Raw genomic sequence first — 18,406 nt, 5'->3', positions numbered from 1 at the left:
TATTAATATTCTTTAGAATTATTTTAGAAAGGGAATGAGTATGAATGAAAAATGAATGGAAGGTTGTAGCAACTGCTGTATCATTTGGGAAATTTTATAAACAACCGGTAGAACGATTAGAAAAAGCGGGATGTAAAGTTATCCTAAATCCTTTTGGAAGACCTTTTACAAAAGCTGAAATGATAGAATATGCATCTGATGCAGATGCATTGATTGTTGGAAATGATAAAGTTCCAGGTGATGTTATAGATCATTTTACTAAAATGAAAGTTATTGCAAAGCATGGTGTAGGAGTAGATGCAATTGATAAAGAAAAGGCACATGATATGGGGATTATTGTAACAAATGCACCTGGTACGAACAAAGAAGAAGTAGCAGATTGTGCAATGGGATTTATATTGATGATTGCAAGAGATTATTACAGGGCAATAAGAGAAACAAAAAATAAAGAATGGATTAAACGCCCTGGTATTAGTCTTTATAAAAAAACTATTGGGATTATCGGAATTGGTAATATAGGATTGGCAACAGTTAAACGTGCTACAGGATTTTCAATGAGAATTTTAGGCTATGATATTGTAGAGCGTGATGCTGCAAAAACGCTAGGTGTTGAGTATGTTGATTTACCAGAGCTTTTATCACAATCAGATTTTATCAGTTTACATGTTCCTTTAAATGAGGGAACTTACAAGATTTTAAGCAAAAATCAATTCGATATGATGAAGAAAGGAGCTATCTTAGTGAATACAGCACGAAGTAAATGTATTGATTCTAATGCATTAATGAATGCCTTAAAAGATGGAAAACTGCTTGGTTATGCAACAGACGTATATGATTCTGAGCCACCAGAATGGCAGCCGTATTTTGATTTTCCTAATGTATTGATGACACCACATGAAGCAGGAACAACGTATGATTCAAATCGAAGAATGGGTTCTACAGCAGTTGATAATGTTTTATCTGTTAAGAGTGGTAAAGTTCCACCAAATCTAATTGCTTGGGAGGAAAATTAGAATGAAGATTACTGATATAAAGGTCTACAAATTAAAACCTCGATGGATTTTCGTTAAAATTATAACTGACAGTGGAATTTCAGGTTGGGGAGAGTGTATTTCTGGTACTAGAACAGAAACAGTTGTTAACTGTATTTACGAAACAAGTAACTTGATTATTGGTAGAAATCCTCTAGAAATCGAAGACATTTGGCAGTGCTTATACAGATATTTTTTTAGAGGTGGTCCGGTTCATATGACTGCAGTATCAGGAATTGAAATGGCATTATGGGATATTAAGGGAAAGTATTATAATATGCCTGTTTATGAATTTTTAGGAGGTAAAGCAAGAAGAAATATTAAAGTATATTCTTGGATAGGAGGCGATCGCCCTAGTGATGTTGGAAAAGCTGCTTTAGAACGCAAAAATTTGGGCTTTACAGCTGTAAAAATGAATGCTTGTGATGAAATGCATTATATTGATACCTACAAGAAGATAGAAGCAGTTTTAGAACGGGTTGATTCTATTCGTAAATCAGTAGGTAATGATGTTGAAATTGCAATCGATTTTCATGGGCGTGTACATAAGGCAATGGCAAAAGTATTGGCCCATGAGTTGGAAATATATCATCCTATGTTTATTGAAGAGCCAGTTTTGCCTGAAAATGATGACACACTTAAGGAAATAGCAAGTCATACCTCAATTCCTATAGCAACAGGGGAAAGATTATGTACTCGTTGGTCATATAAGCATATTATGCAACAAGGCGTAGTAGACATTATCCAGCCAGATATTTCACTGACTGGCGGCATATTTGAAGTAAGGAAAATTGCAGCTATGGCGGAAGCCTATGATATTGCAGTAGCACCTCATGCACCTTATGGTCCAATTGCCTTGGCAGCGACATTGCAGGTTGACTCATGTACACAAAATGTATTTATTCAGGAACAAAGCTTAGGTATTCATTATAATCAGGGCTTTGATCTGCTCGATTTTGTAAAAAACAAGGAAATATTTCAATATAAAAAAGGCTTTGTAGATGTACCATCTGGTGCTGGTCTTGGAATAGAAATTGATGAGGAAATGGTAGAAAAGGTAAGCTTGGAAGGACTAAATTGGACCAATCCGAGGTGGCGTAATTATGATGGAACATTATCTGAGTGGTGAGGAGATAGATTAATATGGATAAATATAAAATATTACAACAAATAAAAAAAAATGGGGTTATATCAATAGTGAGGGGAACTACATTTGAACAAATTAATAAAATAGCTGATGCTCTATATCGTGGAGGGGTTAGATTGATTGAGGTTACATTTAATACTCCAGGCGCATCAAAAATGATTGAAAGTTTAACTCAAAGTTATTCTGATAAAATGATTATTGGAGCAGGTACTGTTATTGATGGGGAGACTGCAAGAATTGCAATACTTTCTGGAGCACAATTTATTTTATCGCCTTCTCTACATTCTGATGTTATACAAATGTGCAATAAGTATGATATTTTAGCAGTTCCAGGGGTTTTTACTCCGACTGAAGCAATTACCGCATGGAGGTTGGGAGCCGAAATAGTTAAAATTTTTCCAGCAGCAACAATTGGATCAAATTATATTAAGCAGCTATTGGGACCTCTTAAGCAGCTGAAAATAATGGCAGTTGGTGGAATAAGTGAAGAGAATTTTACTTCCTTCATACAATCAGGTGCTATAGGGGCAGGTATAGGAAGTGACTTAGTTGATAAAAAATTGGCTGATGCAGAAAATTATGATGAGATATATAGAAGGGCTAAGAATTTTACAGACATATTTAATAATATAAAAAAATAGAAAAGGGGAGATAAACGTGAAAGTAGCTGTATTTAATGGTGTGAAAAACATAACAATTGAGGATTATGAGAAACCAGTGATTGGTTCAGATGATTATTTAGTAAAAATAAAGGCAGCAGCAATATGTGGATCAGATTTACGTACTTATTTACATGGCCATGCAAAAATTATACCTCCGGTAGTTTTAGGACACGAATTTGCTGGAGAGGTTGTAGAAGTTGGAGAAAATATCAGTAAAGTTTCAATTGGTGACAGAGTAAGTATACATCCAGGAATACCATGTGGTCATTGTTATTACTGTGATAGAGGCTTACAAAATCTTTGTGAAAACCGGAAAAACCTAGGTATACATTACCAGGGAGCTTTTGCAGAATATATTAAAATACCAGGAAAAACGTTGGAAGTCGGTACTTGCGTAAAAATTCCTGATGGAGTTTCTTATGAAATTGCGGCATTAGGGGATCCAACAGTTTCAGCAATGAATGGCGAAGAAGTTATTGATTCACACCTAGGTGATGAAATTCTTATTTTAGGATGTGGACCGATTGGAATCTTGCATTCAATGATTGCTAAAGTAAGAGGCGTTTCTAAAACTATTATTGCAAATCCTTCTGAAGGGCGATTGAAGATGGCAAGAGAAAAAAACGTGGCGGATTATTATTTTAATTTAAAAACTGATGGTGACTTAAAGTCATTTGTAAGGGATGTTACTATAAATCATAGAGGCCCTAATAAGGTAGTAGTTGCTAATACTTCGACAGCTTCAGCAAGACAAGCAGTTGAGGTAGTTGCAAAAGGAGGAACAGTTCTATTATTTGCAGGTTTTCCAAAGGATAGCCCGGAGTTAGGTATTGATGGTAATCTCATACATTATAATCAATTAACTGTCACTGCATCTTATGGATCCACGCCTAGACAATTTCATTTAGCCGAGCAATTGCTTTTTGATAAAAAAATTGATGGAAATGCACTGATTACACATAGACTACCACTTGAAAAGATTAATGAAGGATTTAAGCTTATGCAAAATGGAGAAGCACTAAAAGTTATTATTACTTTTGACAAATAAAATAAGGGAAAGAGGTAGAAATATGAAAAAAAAGGTTTTTACGGTATGTGGCTCAGGAGTTGCGACCTCAGTTGTATGTGCAAAAAAAATTAAGGATTATTGTGATGAACAAGGTATAGATGTGGATGTATCTCCAATATCATTTGGACAATTATCCGGCAATAATATTGAAGCAGATTTAATTGTATCAGTAAATTCGAGATTGAAATTAAATAATAATATTCCGATTATTAGTGGGATTTCATTATTAACTGGAATAGGACAGAAATCAACTCTAGAACAAATTGTAGATGTTTTAAAAAATCATTAAGTTATAAAGGAGGGCTAACTTGTGCATATTTTACTCGATGTGGTAAATTATATTGTAAATCTTGGGGCTGCAGTGTTTTTACCCTTTATCATGTTTATTATTGGGTTGATTTTTGGATTAAAACCTGGTAAAGCTTTCAGGTCAGGTTTGATGTTGGGAATTGCTTTTACTGCAATTAGTACATTTATTTCAGCATTGCTGGTTGGAGAAATAGCTCCGGCTGCTAAAACAATGATTACGTCTACAGGCTCTAACTTATCATCAATTGATGTTGGATGGACAGCAGCTTCCATGATAAGTTGGGCATGGCCCTATGCTGCAACAATTTTTCCACTACAGATTATTATAAATTTTATAATGCTATGGAGAAAGTGGACAAATACCTTGAATGTAGATTTGTGGAATGTGTGGACTAAAATTTTTGTTGCTGCGGTTACGTATATATTTACTAAAAATTTGTTGTTGGCATATTTTATAGCAAGTGTAATTGTAGTTATTGAATTAAAGCTTGGAGATTATATGGCTGTAAGAATTCAGGAAACAACAGGCATACCTGATGTAACATGTACGCATTCAGGCATGATGGCGTTGTTACCTGTTATGCCTATAATTTGGTTGATAGATCGTATCCCAGGGTTGAAAGATACTAAATTTGATGCAGAATCTTTAAAGAAAAAAATAGGATTTTTAGGTGAACCATCAATATTAGGCTTGATCATGGGTATTGCCATTGGCTTGCTTGCAGGTTATAATATTCAGAAAACGCTGATATTATCAATTAAGGTATCAACAATTATGATTATTTTACCTAGATTAGCATCATTATTTTCTGAGGCTTTGTTGCCTATTTCTGAAGCAGCGACTGAATTTATGAAAAAGAGATTTCCTGGGAGAAAATGTTATATAGGTTTGGATTGGCCAATTCTAACAGCAAATCCTGCAGTTGTTACATCTTCAGTATTATTAATTCCTATTTTAATTTTATTGGCTGTTATACTTCCTGGAAATACAACGTTTCCATTTGGTGATGTCGCAAATTTTGCTTGTTTAATGATTGGACCGGCCATTTTATTTAATGCTGACATCCTTAAAACATGTATTGCTGGTATACCAATTTTAATTGTTACATTATATTCTTCAACAGCTATTTCAAGTACGTTTACATCATTGGCTCAAAGTGTTGGATTCTCATTTCCAAAAGGAGCAACTTCGATTACCTATATGAAAGCAGGCCCAGTTGTCTGGAGCTTATTTGATTTAGTTCAGCGAAACCTAATTACTGCTATAAGTTTAATATTATTATTTATACTCAGCTTTATAATCATAAAAAAATACTATGTTAAAAAAGCATAATAATTACTAACTATCCATTATATTATTTATGGGCTGTTGCAAAATGAAGTATGCAATAGCTCTTTATTCTATTGAATGTTATAACTACATTGTACAAGGGGGGTGTTGAATATTAAGAATATTGATTTAGTTTTAAGGTTTATAAAAGAAAAAGTTACATTTAATAACTTAGTCAACAATATTAAAGATAACAAACCGCCTGGTATTGATGCGGCTGATATACAAAATAATCTTGGTATAGTAAGAAATAATGGAAGCGTTTTGCTAAATAGTCTTTTTAAACAAAAGAAACTTGTAAAGATAAACAGTAGACCTGTTACCTATATATTAAGAGATACAATTCTGCAATTTATTGAAGAAAGAGCTATAAAGGATACATATAGCATAGATGAAATAAGGAATATTATATCAACAAATGTGAATAGAGATATACAACTGGATCCATTTGATTCATTAATTGGAAAGGATAACAGCCTGGCAGTTCAGATAGGTCAGGCAAAAGCGGCGATAATGTATCCGTCAAACGGACTCAACACTTTAATACTTGGAGAAAGTGGGGTTGGTAAAACTACATTTGCCATTACCATGTACAAGTATGCTAAAAAATCAAAAGAATTGAGTGAAGAAGAATTCCCTTTTATATCATTTAATTGTGCTGATTATTTTAATAATCCCCAGTTATTGTTGTCCCAACTTTTTGGGCATATAAAAGGGGCATTTACAGGGGCCGATGCAGATAAAATAGGTCTAGTAGAAAAAGCTGATGGAGGCATACTCTTTCTTGATGAGGTTCACAGACTTCCTTCAGATGGACAGGAGATGTTATTCTATCTCATGGACAGGGGTGAATATCATAGATTAGGTGAAACAGGAAAAAAGAGAAAAAGCAGTGTGCTTATAATAGCGGCTACAACTGAAAATCCCGATGAAATACTTCTTTCTACATTTTTAAGGAGATTTCCTGTAGTAATAACTCTTCCAAAATACAGGGAAAAGGACACCGGAGAAAAAATTGAAATTATTGAAAGGCTTTTTTGTTCAGAATCGGCAAATATAAACAAGCCCATTAAAATAGCTTCAAAGGTAATGAAGGCACTTGTCTCATTTGAATTCAGAGTTGGAAATATAGGACAAGTCCATTCTGTAATAAAACTTCTATGTGCAAAAGCCTACTTGGAATTCTTGAAAAATGACGGTGAATTAAAAGTCGATTTTAATATGTTGGACTCAGAAATAAGACAATATTTCTTGAAAAATGGGAGCACATTTGATAAGGCTTATGTGGATGTACTTTCAAGTGATGTAACGATATCTCCAGAATCCTGCAATCCATACCTTCTGAATAATTCCAGCAAGGACATATATGAATTTATAGATAGGAAAATCAACGATTTAAAGGCAGAGGGTATGGATGAAAAGCATATAGATATATATATAAACAAAGAAATAGAACATTATTTTAATAATGTAATTAATATAGCAGATTTAAGAAAACTCTATAAAATTATACCTGAAACCATTGTGAATGTTTCGTCTGAATTAATTGACATAGCAGAAATGGAACTCAAAACAAAATTCAATTCCAGGCTTATTTTAGGATTCGCTTTTCATATAGATGCTCTGCTGAAACGTATCAAATACAACCAGTTAAAAAGTAATACATTTATTAACAAACTTGAGATAAAAACAAAATATCCTGATGAGTACAAAACATCAGATAAACTGATCTTAGTAATTGAAGATAGATTTAAGGTTATAGTTCCCAAAAACGAAAGAATATTTATAACCATTTTACTTGCAAATAATAAAAATAGCACGGTTGATATCGATAAAGTGGGGATATTGATTGTATGCCATGGTCAAAGTACTGCTACAAGTATAGCTGAAGTTTCTAATACATTATTTAATACGAATATTGTAAGAGCAGTAAACATGCCACTTGAAAGTCCCATACCTGATACGTATAATAAGATAAAAACTGAGGTACTGTCCATGAACAAAGAAAAGGGTATTTTACTTTTTGTAGATATGGGTTCACTGATAAATCTAGGCAAAAAGTTGATGGATGAAACAGGAGTAAAGATAGAAACATTCCCCAATGTTTCCACATTGCATATTTTAGAGGCAACACGTAATGTATTATATAAAGGGGATAGTATTGAAGAAATTTATCAGTCTATAGTAAACTTAAGTAATAATGTTCCAGTTAATGATAATAGTTTGAAGAAAAAGGCTATTTTGACTGTTTGTGCAACAGGCGAAGGTACCAGTATGATGATCAAGGAGATGATTTCACGAATACTTGATAAAAGTTATAGAGATCAGATAGAAGTAATTACATTAAGCTATATGGATCTGGAGAAAGATGTAGATAGAATAAAAGAGGAATATGATATATTGGCATATTTCGGTACACTGGATCTAGATATATCTGCTCCATATTTTCCTATAAATAAATTACTGGATCATGATTTTAAAAGCGAATTTCTTAATTTTATAGATATGAATGTATATAATAAAGAAATTAATGAACATGAAGAAGATGCTTATTCAATATCAAGAGACCTATTAAATAAATATTTGAAATATATAAATCCTGAAATTGCCATACCAATTATAAAAGAATTTATTGAAAAGATAAATTTGAAATTTGCTAATAATCATAAAGAGGATTTGATAGATTTAATTGTTCATTTAGGCTGTATGCTGAATAGATGTGTTCATGGAGATAAAGTAAAGTTTACAAATATTGAAGTGTTCAAAAAAAATAACTCAAAACTATTTAAGAAGGTGAGGAAGGCTACAGAGATACTTGAAAATGAATTTGAGATTAGTATTAATGATGATGAAGTATGTTATATTCTAACTATTTTGAGTAAGGATAAAACACGGGATGAATAGTTATGAAACTGGAGAAGCAGTGAGCAGGCAAAACATGCTACTAAAATGATGCTGTTCTGAATAAAGTAAAAATTACTATAGAAACTTATCCTATAGTAATTTCCAATTGAATTTCATTATATTTATTGAGGCTTGACTACTTTGTGGATTTTTTCTTTAATTTCCTCAGGTACCTTTATATCGTAGTATCTTATAGATGTATTAAAATTTAAACCTAGAGCAATGCTTGCTGCAGTTTTTGTCGACAATATATTGTTGCTGTGTGGCATTTCGCGTACAATCATTATATGATTTATCTGTTTTTGCAGTTCTAGTAACTTATCAAAATTTTTATCCAGAAATGTCCTGTATGCTTCAACAAGTAATTTTGCCTGTGTGTTGGTCTGTGTGCCAACGATACCATTTCCTCCTATCAGGAGATTGGGTATCAAATATTCGTCAATCCCAGATAAAACAGCAAAATTTGGATGAACACTTTTGACTTTTTCTACAAATCTTCTTACATTGGCTAATGCAGGTGTGGTATCTTTAACACCTCCATTGGCTATGTTCTCATACTTGTCAGCTAATTTCAATACCAGGTCAGCAGATAGTTCCACTTTTGTATTCTGGGGTATATTGTATAATATCATGGGAAGGTTTGTATTTTCAGCTATAATTGAAAAATACTCAAAAATATGCTCTTCATCCAGTTTAAAATAGAATGGAGGGAGTACCAATATGGCATCTGCATTATTTTCCTCTGCATATTTGCCAAGCGATATAACTTCTTTTAAATTTGTACTGCCTGTCCCAACTATTAACTTCACTCTTCCATTTATGACTTCCGATGCAAATTTTATATATTCTTTCTTCTCGTCAAAGGTCATGTTGAAAAATTCTCCTGTTGTTCCAAGTATGCATATACCGTAAATTCCATCTGAGATTAATTTTTCAATTATTGTCCTGTTTGATTCTTTGTCAAATTTTCCATCTTTATCAAAGATAGTTATTATTGGTGTAAAAACTCCTTTTAACATATTATTCCTCCTAAAAATTAAAATGATTTGTGATATGATAGTATTAAAATAAATGATCCAACAATTTTATTATTGTATTTATGTAAATATATATCAATGTTCAATTGCACAAACATTAATCGTTATCAATAATATGTTTTTATATATATGCACACTGTGGATAAAATAAATTGCAGGTGTATTATCTATATATGTTTAAGGAGGAACGTTGGATGGAGGTTCTAAGTAGAGAACTTGCTGAAAGAATAGTGGGGAGGACTATGAAAGCCGTCAATAAAAATGTGAATATTATGAATGATAAGGGAATAATTATAGCGTCCGGTGATAAAAACAGAGTAGGTAATGTTCATGAGGGTGCGGTACTTGCACTTGAAAGAAAATCTGAATTCAGTATTGATGAAAAGCAGTGCAGAGAGTTGAATGGAGTGCAGCAGGGAACTAATGTAGTTATTGAGTTTCAGGATAATGTCGTAGGAGTAATCGGTATTACAGGTAAAAGAGATGAAGTCATAGGTTATGGCAAATTGATCAAAATGACTGCAGAGATGATGATAGAACAGGCATATGTCATGAGGGAACTTGAATGGAGCAACAGAATTAAAGAGGATATGATAGTATCTCTTATAAACAATGATCAGGGATCATTTCGCCTGCTTGAAAAATATACGAAAAAATTCAAATTGGATTATAATTATCCCATGACAATTTTTATTGTAAAAGTGAATTTTAAAAAAATTTCCGAGAGGAAGGATCTGGATTTACTGACCAATATAGTAAAAATTCTCGAGGGAACACTTAAGAATTCACTTGTGGCGGTTATCGATTCAAAGACTATTGTTCTCATATACAAATGTCCGAATGCTCATTACAAGACAATAAACTGCATAGACAGAATAAAAACAATTTATGAAAAAATACAAGCACAAACTGACAACAACGTCAAAATATCGGTGGGAAAAATATACAATAAGTTATCTGACATACATAAATCCTATCAAATAGCAAATCAAACGCTCATGTTCGGACAAAAAAACCACCCCGACGACAATGTATATGTTTTTGATTTTCTAAAATATGAGATGCTGTTTTCGCAGGATAATGCCAAATGGAAGGTTAATGAATTGAGAGAGTCCTATAATATGCTTGCTGTAAACGATAGGAATGGTGAATTGAGAGAAACGCTTAAAGTATTTATAGAGGAAAATGGTGAGCTGAACAAGGTATCCGGGAGATTGTTTATACACAGAAATACTCTAAACTACCGTCTTAATAAAATATACAAGCTTACGAATATGAATCCAAAGAAATATATTGATTTATTCTGGCTTTATTGCTCTATTATTAATTTTAAAACAAATGAAAGCTAATTTCACTATGCAATTAGACAAAATAAAGTACTATTATTATTTAATATTTGTTTAATTTAATATTGTTTCCTCTTCAAAAAAGAAGAATAATTATTATATAAATTTTGTTATATAATAAAAATTTACAGGAGCTGATAGTATGAAATTCAGAAAATCTGGTTCTACTTATATTGTAAAATTGAACAAAGGAGAGGAGGTAATAGAGGAACTGTCAGAATTGTGCAGGGAACAGAATATAAAAGCAGGATACTTTACGGCAATTGGTGCTGCGGGTGAAGTCAAGCTGGGATATTTTGATCCGGTAAAAAAAGTGTATGACAGCAGGGATATTGTGGAAAATCTTGAAATAACCAGCCTTGTAGGGAATATAGGAAGATTGGAAAATGATGATGTTGTAATTCATTCACATATAAATTTAAGCAATAAAAATTATGGGTTGATAGGAGGCCATCTATTCAAGTGCAGAATATCCCTGGTTTGTGAAATATTTATTACGGATCTTGGAGAGAAGATAAAAAAATCGCCTGATAGGGAATTTGGATTGAATTTTATGGATTTATAGGTTGGAAAGGGATTGATAATTATGGGTTCAATAAGTGAAGTTGAGATTGAATCGACAAGAAGTGCAAATGAAGGAAGATTGGTAAGACTGCCTGATGGAACTTATGTCCATGCATTAGGACAGGGAACCTGGTATATGGGAGAAAATCCGTCAAGTGAAGATAGGGAGATAAAAGCTCTGAGACTTGGTGTAGAACTCGGAATGACACTCATTGATACTGCCGAGATGTATGGAGATGGCGGATCTGAAATTCTTGTCGGAAAGGCAATACGGGGAATCAGAGATAAAGTATTTCTGGTATCCAAGGTGTACCCGCATAATGCCGGTTTTGGAAGTATAGTTGCTGCCTGTGAGAACAGTCTCAAGAGACTGAACACGGATTATCTGGACTTGTATCTTTTGCACTGGAGAGGAAACGTACCTTTTCAGGAAACTGTAGATGGTATGGAGAAACTGAAAAAGCAGGGCAGGATTTTAAGATGGGGAGTATCGAATATGGATACTTCGGATATGGAGCAGATTGTAAATTGCAGGAATGGTTCCAATTGTATGGTCAATCAGGTATTATATCATCTTGGATCACGTGGAATCGAATTTGATTTGCTGCCCTGGCATAGGAAAAATAACATGCCCATTATGGCATATTGTCCGATAGCCAAGGGAGGAAGGTTGAAAAGACAGTTGATGAAAGACAGGACAGTAAATGAACTGGCAGCAAAATACAATGCAAAGCCTCTTCAGATAATTCTGGCCTGGACGATAAGGACGGATAATGTGATTGCTATTCCAAAAGCATCTCGTGAAGAGCATGTGATAGAGAATGCAAAGGCTGCGGCTATTCAATTTTCAAAAGATGATCTTGATAAACTTGAAAGTTTGTTTCCCAAACCTGATAGAAAGATGCCTCTTGATATTTTATAGGTTAGGATAAAAGAGTTCAGTATTTAAGCGGGTTTATCCGCTATACTGGATTCTTTTTTTATAAAAAATATTTATGCATATAGATGAAAAAAGCTCATGATAACGATTAAAATTTGTGCACCTGAATATTGTAACGGTTGTCAAAAAACATGATAATAAAATCATAAAGTATTCAAAACTAAATACTGGAGTTTCTACATAGTTTGTAGGTATCAATGAATGTTCAGTAAACGTTCTTAATCTCTACAAAGTTATGTCATAATATTTATTAAATAATTAATATTTTGAATACTTTGATAAATAGTATATTTAAGGGAGGAATTTAACATGTCGCTTGTTATAGTTGGTATTGGAGTAATATTGCTTTTAATACTCATGATACCTTGTAAACTTAATGGATTTATTTCATTGATATTAGTTTCCCTGGTTGTTGGTGTTCTTGAAGGTATGCCGTTGGAAAAGGTTACCGAGGCGATGTATAAGGGTATCGGAAGTCAGCTGAACAGCTTGATACTCATACTTGCATTCGGGGCAATGCTTGGAAAGTTGATGTCTGATTGTGGAGCAGGACAGCGTATAGCAACTACTTTGATTAAAAAGTTTGGGATGAAGAAAGTTCAATGGGCTATGCTTGTAACTTCACTTATTGTTGGAATAACAATGTTCTTTGAAGCAGCATTTATTTTATTGATACCAATTATCTATAGTGTAGTCAAGGAAACAAAGCTGCCTTTGATTTATATTGGTTATCCGGCAGTTGTAGCGCTCTCTGTAACTCACAGTTTTCTGCCGCCTCATCCTGGCCCAACACTTGTAACTTCGGCTTATGGAACCAGTGTAGGAAGAACGCTACTTCTGGGACTCATTATTGCTATTCCAGGAGCTATTATTGTAGGAATTTTGTTTTCAAAAACAAAATTCATAAGGGATGCAAAAACAAACATACCGGAAGGATTGACCACAAGCAAATTGTTTACCGATGAGGAAATGCCAAGCTTTGGTAAAAGTGTATTTACAGCGCTTGTACCGGTAGTTCTAATAGCTATTGCAGAATTCAGCGGACTGCTGTTTCCAAAGGATGCTTCAATATTAAAATATATCAAATTCTTTGGAGATGCACCTATAGCTCTGATGATTACGGCAATTATTGCCATATTTACTTTCGGATTTGGATGTAACAGGAAATTGGATGAAATAGCAAAGAGCATGAGTGAGTCAGTAAAAGCTATTGCCATGATTATTCTCATAATTGGTGCAGGTGGTGCGTTCAAGCAGGTATTAGTTTCATCGGGGGTAGGAGATACAATAGTTTCCATGACAAAGGGATTGAACCTTTCACCAATTATATTGGCATGGTTTATTGCAGCCGTTTTGAGAACTGCCCTTGGTTCAGCTACTGTAGCGGTAACTGCGGCAGCGGGGCTGATAGTGCCTTTGGTAACTGTATCGGGAGTTAATCCAAGCTTGATGGTACTTGCCACCACTACAGGAAGTATATTTGCATCTCATGTAAATGATCCGGGATTCTGGATGTATAAAGAATACTTTGGGCTGTCGGTAGCTGATGCAATTAAGACAAGGACAAGCTATACATGTTTACTTTCTGTAATCGGACTGGTCGGCGTCCTTATTTTAAATATATTTGTTCACTGATTTTAATTGTAAAAACATCTGTTTCAACAGATGTTTTTATAGCAGTTAGTTATGCAAATAAATGAAAAACAAATTAAAGGTGGGATATATGTTTGTGCAACTGAATATTGTTTCATTCATTAAAAAGTATTATCTTAGAACTAACAAAATGTAGAACATGGGAAATATACAATGGATTGAACTTTGGAGGGATTAAACATGAAAAAAGAGTCCAATATTCTGTTGGCACCTGATTCATTTAAAGAAAGTATGACGGCAAAAGAAGTATGTGATGCCATGGAAAAGGGAATTAGAAGGGTAGATGAGGACATTAATTGCATAAAGATACCTATGGCAGATGGAGGAGAAGGTACAATGCAGTCTCTGGTTGATGCTACAGGTGGCAGTGTATATAAATTAAAAGTAATGGGCCCGCTTGGAAATGAAGTGGAAGCTGAATACGGAATACTTGGAGATGGTAAAACAGGAATTATAGAAATGGCCAGCGCAAGTGGAATTGCTCTAATTCATCAGGAAGACAGGAATCCGCTCGTAACAACAACTTATGGGACAGGACAGCTCATAAAGGCATGCCTGGATCGCGGGATTAAAAAGCTGCTTATAGGAATTGGTGGAAGTGCAACCAATGATGGAGGTGCGGGAGTTGTTCAAGCATTAGGTGGAAAATTGAAAGATAAATTTGGAAAAGAGATTGGATTTGGAGGAGGGGAATTGAGAAAACTGTCTTCCATAGATCTGTCTGAATTTGATGAACGCATTAAAGAGGTAGAAGTAGAAGTGGCTTGTGATGTTACCAATCCTCTTTGTGGGGATAATGGGGCATCGAATGTATTCGGTCCGCAAAAAGGTGCAGATAGTGAAATGATAAAAATACTGGATGATAATTTGAGACATTATGCTTCTATAATCAAAAATCAACTTGGCATGGATGTATTGAACATACCTGGTGCCGGTGCAGCAGGAGGGCTTGGAGCCGGACTCATGGTATTTTTGAATGGAAAACTTGAAGCTGGTATTGACATAGTAATAAAATATTCCAACCTTGAGGAGAATATAAAGACTGCGGATTTGGTTTTCACAGGGGAAGGAAGTATTGATTTTCAGACACAATATGGGAAAACCCCAATGGGTGTGGCCATGATGGCCAAGAAGTATGACAAACCTGTGATAGTACTGGCGGGAAGTATAGGGAAAGATATAGAAGCACTCTATGAAAAAGGTATAGATTCAATCTTCAGTATTGTTCAAGGTGTTACAAATTTAGATAATGCCCTTGAAAATGGAAGTAAAAATGTAGAAAAAACTATGGAAAATATTATCAGACTCATAAAGCTAAATAATTGTAAAATGTGAAGAACTGCGGAGGTGTTTATAAATTGGATAAAATATATGATATTTTAATCATAGGTGGAGGTGTAGTAGGGAATGCCATCGCCAGGGAATTTTCGAGATACAAGCTCGATATAGCTGTTCTTGAAAAAGAACCTGATGTATGCTGTGAAACAAGCGGTAGAAATACAGGCATGCTTCATGCCGGGTTTACCTACAAGCATGGTTCTTTGAAGGCGCAATGTGCAGTAGAGGGAAATATGGAATTTGATAGAGTGGCGGAAGAACTTGATGTTCCATTTAAAAGAACGGGTAAGCTTGTTATAGGTTTCACTGAAGATGACATGAAAAGTCTGTTGAAGTACAAGAAACTCGGGGAGTTGAATGGAGTCAAAGGACTCAAAATAATAAACAGAAAGAGCATAGAAGAACTTGATCCCAGTGCAGGAGGGGAATTTGCAATGTATTCTCCTGCAAGTGGAATTTTAAATCCTTTTGAATATACCATAGCACTTGCAGAAAATGCCCAGCAGAATGGAGTTGAATATTATTTTAACAACGAGGTACTGGGCATCAATCGTAAAAACGATATATTTGAAGTAAAGACAGTCAGAGGATTGTATCATGCAAGATGGATCGTAAACTCGGCCGGATTGAATTCGGCAGTTGTATCGACTATGCTTGGAATACCGGGTTATACAATAAGAGGATTCAAGGGTGAATATTTTGTACTTGACAAGAAGGCAGGAAAATATATGAATATGCCGGTATATCCTGCTCCCAATGAAAGAGGTGGATTTGGAACACATGCGACACCAACTGTAGACGGCAATATATTGGTAGGACCGAGTTCTGAAATCGTTGAAGACTTTGAGAATTATGGAGTAACTCCTGCAGTGATGAACAAGTTGATTGTCGAAGGGAAAAAGATGTTCAAAAATTTAAACAAGGAACATTTCATTAGAAATTTTTCAGGTATAAGACCTAAACTTGTAGACAAGGAGACAGGCGAAGTGCAGGATTTTGTACTTGAAATGAGGGATGAAGTGCCAAATGTTATCAATCTGGTGGGAATAGAATCACCAGGACTTACAAGTGCACTTCCCCTTGCGAGAAGGACGGTAGCTCTATTTGGCGAGAAGGAAAAACTTGTTCAAGATGAAAATTTCAACCCGAGGAGAAAGGGAATTGTCAAATTCTCTGATCAAAGTGATGATATAAAGGAAAAACTTATAGAGAAAAATCCTGATTATGGGGAAGTCGTCTGTAGGTGTGAGAATATTACAAAGGCTGAAATAGTAGAGGCTGTTCACAATTGTCTTGGAGTTGATTCCTTGACTGGTATCAAAAACAGAACACGGGCAATGATGGGAAGATGTCAGGGAGGTTACTGTGAGACAAGAATAACGGAGATAATTGAAAAGGAAAAGCACAAACAGGAAAAAGAATTAGTTTATTCACGATGCGGGTCTTATATGTTTGTTGGGAAGGTGAGATATTAATGGCTGTTATAAAAAAGGATGTTGTAATTATAGGGGGAGGACCTGCAGGACTTGCGGCTGCGGTAGAACTTAAAACTAAAGGTATTTCGGATATTATAATACTTGAAAGGGAAAAACAACTTGGTGGTGTTCTAAGGCAGTGTATTCATGATGGATTTGGACTTACAAGATTCAAAAGAACTTTGTCAGGTCCTGAATATTCCCAGAAATTCATAGACAAGGTTGATGAACTTGGAATTGAGTATATTACAAACACTACGGTTATAGATATTACCTCCAAGAGGATTGTTACAGCTGTATCCAGAAATGGATTGTTGAAATATGAAGCAAGAGCAGTTGTACTTGCAATGGGATGCAGGGAGAGAACAAGAGGGGCAATTGGTATTCCTGGGACAAGACCCTCGGGAGTATATAATGCAGGTGTTGCACAGGCCTATGTAAATTTGTACAACAAGATGATAGGCAGGGAAATTATAATACTTGGCTCAGGTGACATAGGGATGATAATGGCCAGAAGGATGACGCTTGAAGGTGCAAAAGTAAAGGCAGTCTTTGAAATACAACCGTACCCCAGCGGACTTCCAAGAAATATTGAACAATGTCTTAATGACTATGATATTCCGCTTTATTTGAGTCATACAATTACTGCAATTAAAGGGAATTCGAAGCTTGAAGGTATTACAGTATGCAAGGTTGATGAAAAGATGAAACCAATACCAGGAACTGAAAAGGATTATACCTGTGATACACTGATTCTTTCGGTTGGATTGATACCTGAGAATGAACTTTCGCTTGCTGCAGATGTTGTTCTTGATAATAGGACAAAGGGAGCCATTGTAGATGAAAACTATCAGACAAGTGTTGAAGGGATATTTGCTGCAGGAAATGTGCTTCATGTCCATGATCTGGTTGACTTTGTGTCTCTTGAAGCAGAGGGGCTTGCAGATTCAGTGGAAGAATATATAAATACAGGAGGATTTGACAGATCTAATATAGATATTGTGGCAGGTGACAATATAGGACATACAGTACCGCAGAAAATAAGCGGAAAGAAGGATTTTCAGCTTTCCATGAGAGTAAGAAAGCCTATAAAGAACTGCAGAATTGAGGTTGCTCAGTCAGGAAATGTTATAAAAACAGTCAAATTGAAAAAAGCAGTACCGGCAAAAATGATCCAGTTTAAAATAAACAGGGAAGATATAAAATCTATGGATAATATAGAGGTGGCGGCAAAATGATCAGGGAATATACGTGTATAATATGTCCAAATGGATGTGAGATAGAAGCTGATGTAGAAGGAAAAGAACTGGTTTCAATAGAAGGAGCATCCTGCAAAAGAGGAGAAGAATATGTGCATCAGGAGATTCTGGATCCTCGTAGAAATATTGCTTCATCTGTTCTTGTTGAAAATGGAGTTCTACCTCTTGTAAGTGTCAGACTTACAAATCCAGTGCCAAAAAATGATATATTCAAGGTAATGGATGAAATAAAAAAAGTCACAATAAAAGCACCGGTTAAAATGAACCGGGTAATTATAAAAAATGTACTTGATCTTGGCAGTGATGTAATTGCAACAAAAAATGTAGAAAGGGAGAACTGAT

General features: G+C 34.7%; 16 protein-coding genes. 15 read left to right on the top strand and 1 reads right to left on the bottom strand.

Features of this window, described 5'->3' with window-relative positions:
- The first annotated feature begins 44 nt into the window (after positions 1 to 44).
- The 7 genes from LKE46_RS12660 to LKE46_RS12630 all read left to right on the top strand — a co-directional run bounded on the left by LKE46_RS12660 (position 45) and on the right by LKE46_RS12630 (position 8,452).
- Complete coding sequence (locus tag LKE46_RS12660) at positions 45 to 1,013, top strand: phosphoglycerate dehydrogenase (protein ID WP_291722869.1); 969 nt, start codon at positions 45 to 47, stop codon at positions 1,011 to 1,013.
- Position 1,014: 1 nt separating this feature from the next.
- On the top strand, positions 1,015 to 2,160 hold the full coding sequence (gene dgoD, locus LKE46_RS12655; protein WP_291722866.1) for a galactonate dehydratase: 1,146 nt from the start codon (positions 1,015 to 1,017) through the stop codon (positions 2,158 to 2,160).
- 14 nt (positions 2,161 to 2,174) lie between these two features.
- Positions 2,175 to 2,819 carry a bifunctional 4-hydroxy-2-oxoglutarate aldolase/2-dehydro-3-deoxy-phosphogluconate aldolase gene (locus LKE46_RS12650; RefSeq protein ID WP_291722863.1) on the top strand — a complete coding sequence of 215 codons (645 nt, stop codon included), beginning with the start codon at positions 2,175 to 2,177 and terminating at the stop codon, positions 2,817 to 2,819.
- Positions 2,820 to 2,835: 16 nt separating this feature from the next.
- The gene (locus tag LKE46_RS12645; protein WP_291722860.1) at positions 2,836 to 3,888 is read left to right on the top strand and encodes an alcohol dehydrogenase catalytic domain-containing protein; all 1,053 of its coding nucleotides are present in this window, start codon (positions 2,836 to 2,838) and stop codon (positions 3,886 to 3,888) included.
- Between the two features lie 22 nt (positions 3,889 to 3,910).
- Positions 3,911 to 4,198, top strand: a complete 288-nt coding sequence (locus LKE46_RS12640) for a PTS sugar transporter subunit IIB (RefSeq protein ID WP_291722856.1) — start codon at positions 3,911 to 3,913, stop codon at positions 4,196 to 4,198.
- Between the two features lie 21 nt (positions 4,199 to 4,219).
- Positions 4,220 to 5,551, top strand: coding sequence for a PTS galactitol transporter subunit IIC (locus LKE46_RS12635; RefSeq protein WP_291722855.1), 1,332 nt, complete (start codon positions 4,220 to 4,222; stop codon positions 5,549 to 5,551).
- Positions 5,552 to 5,656: 105 nt separating this feature from the next.
- Positions 5,657 to 8,452 (top strand): sigma 54-interacting transcriptional regulator, encoded by a 2,796-nt coding sequence (locus LKE46_RS12630; protein WP_291722851.1) that lies wholly within the window; start codon positions 5,657 to 5,659, stop codon positions 8,450 to 8,452.
- Positions 8,453 to 8,574: 122 nt separating this feature from the next.
- Here LKE46_RS12630 and LKE46_RS12625 read toward each other — a convergent pair whose 3' ends face one another.
- Entirely contained in the window at positions 8,575 to 9,471 is an 897-nt protein-coding gene (locus LKE46_RS12625) for a dihydrodipicolinate synthase family protein (protein WP_291722848.1), read from the bottom strand.
- Positions 9,472 to 9,683: 212 nt separating this feature from the next.
- Between LKE46_RS12625 and LKE46_RS12620 the strand changes: the two genes are divergently transcribed.
- The 8 genes from LKE46_RS12620 (at position 9,684) to LKE46_RS12585 (ending at position 18,405) form a co-directional block, all read left to right on the top strand.
- A complete protein-coding gene (locus LKE46_RS12620) occupies positions 9,684 to 10,838 on the top strand; it encodes a sugar diacid recognition domain-containing protein (protein ID WP_291722845.1) in 1,155 nt (384 codons plus the stop codon).
- A 139-nt stretch (positions 10,839 to 10,977) separates the two neighbouring features.
- Positions 10,978 to 11,400 (top strand): PPC domain-containing DNA-binding protein, encoded by a 423-nt coding sequence (locus LKE46_RS12615; RefSeq protein ID WP_291722842.1) that lies wholly within the window; start codon positions 10,978 to 10,980, stop codon positions 11,398 to 11,400.
- A gap of 21 nt (positions 11,401 to 11,421) precedes the next feature.
- Positions 11,422 to 12,321, top strand: a complete 900-nt coding sequence (locus LKE46_RS12610; RefSeq protein ID WP_291722839.1) for an aldo/keto reductase — start codon at positions 11,422 to 11,424, stop codon at positions 12,319 to 12,321.
- A 327-nt stretch (positions 12,322 to 12,648) separates the two neighbouring features.
- Positions 12,649 to 13,974 (top strand): gluconate:H+ symporter, encoded by a 1,326-nt coding sequence (locus LKE46_RS12605; protein WP_291722837.1) that lies wholly within the window; start codon positions 12,649 to 12,651, stop codon positions 13,972 to 13,974.
- Positions 13,975 to 14,172: 198 nt separating this feature from the next.
- Positions 14,173 to 15,327, top strand: a complete 1,155-nt coding sequence (locus LKE46_RS12600; protein ID WP_291722834.1) for a glycerate kinase family protein — start codon at positions 14,173 to 14,175, stop codon at positions 15,325 to 15,327.
- Between the two features lie 23 nt (positions 15,328 to 15,350).
- Entirely contained in the window at positions 15,351 to 16,805 is a 1,455-nt protein-coding gene (locus tag LKE46_RS12595; protein ID WP_291722831.1) for an NAD(P)/FAD-dependent oxidoreductase, read from the top strand.
- Positions 16,805 to 18,043 carry an NAD(P)/FAD-dependent oxidoreductase gene (locus LKE46_RS12590; protein WP_363316024.1) on the top strand — a complete coding sequence of 413 codons (1,239 nt, stop codon included), beginning with the start codon at positions 16,805 to 16,807 and terminating at the stop codon, positions 18,041 to 18,043. Before LKE46_RS12595 ends, LKE46_RS12590 begins: the two co-directional genes overlap by 1 nt.
- The gene (locus LKE46_RS12585; protein WP_291722828.1) at positions 18,040 to 18,405 is read left to right on the top strand and encodes a DUF1667 domain-containing protein; all 366 of its coding nucleotides are present in this window, start codon (positions 18,040 to 18,042) and stop codon (positions 18,403 to 18,405) included. The genes LKE46_RS12590 and LKE46_RS12585 overlap by 4 nt, the downstream gene beginning before the upstream one ends.
- Position 18,406 lies beyond the last annotated feature (1 nt).

This window comes from Clostridium sp. (assembly GCF_022482905.1).
Lineage (GTDB): Bacteria > Bacillota > Clostridia > Clostridiales > Clostridiaceae > Clostridium_B.
The sequence above is the reverse complement of the archived record's forward strand: the minus strand, read 5'-3'. Positions and strand labels throughout refer to the sequence as shown.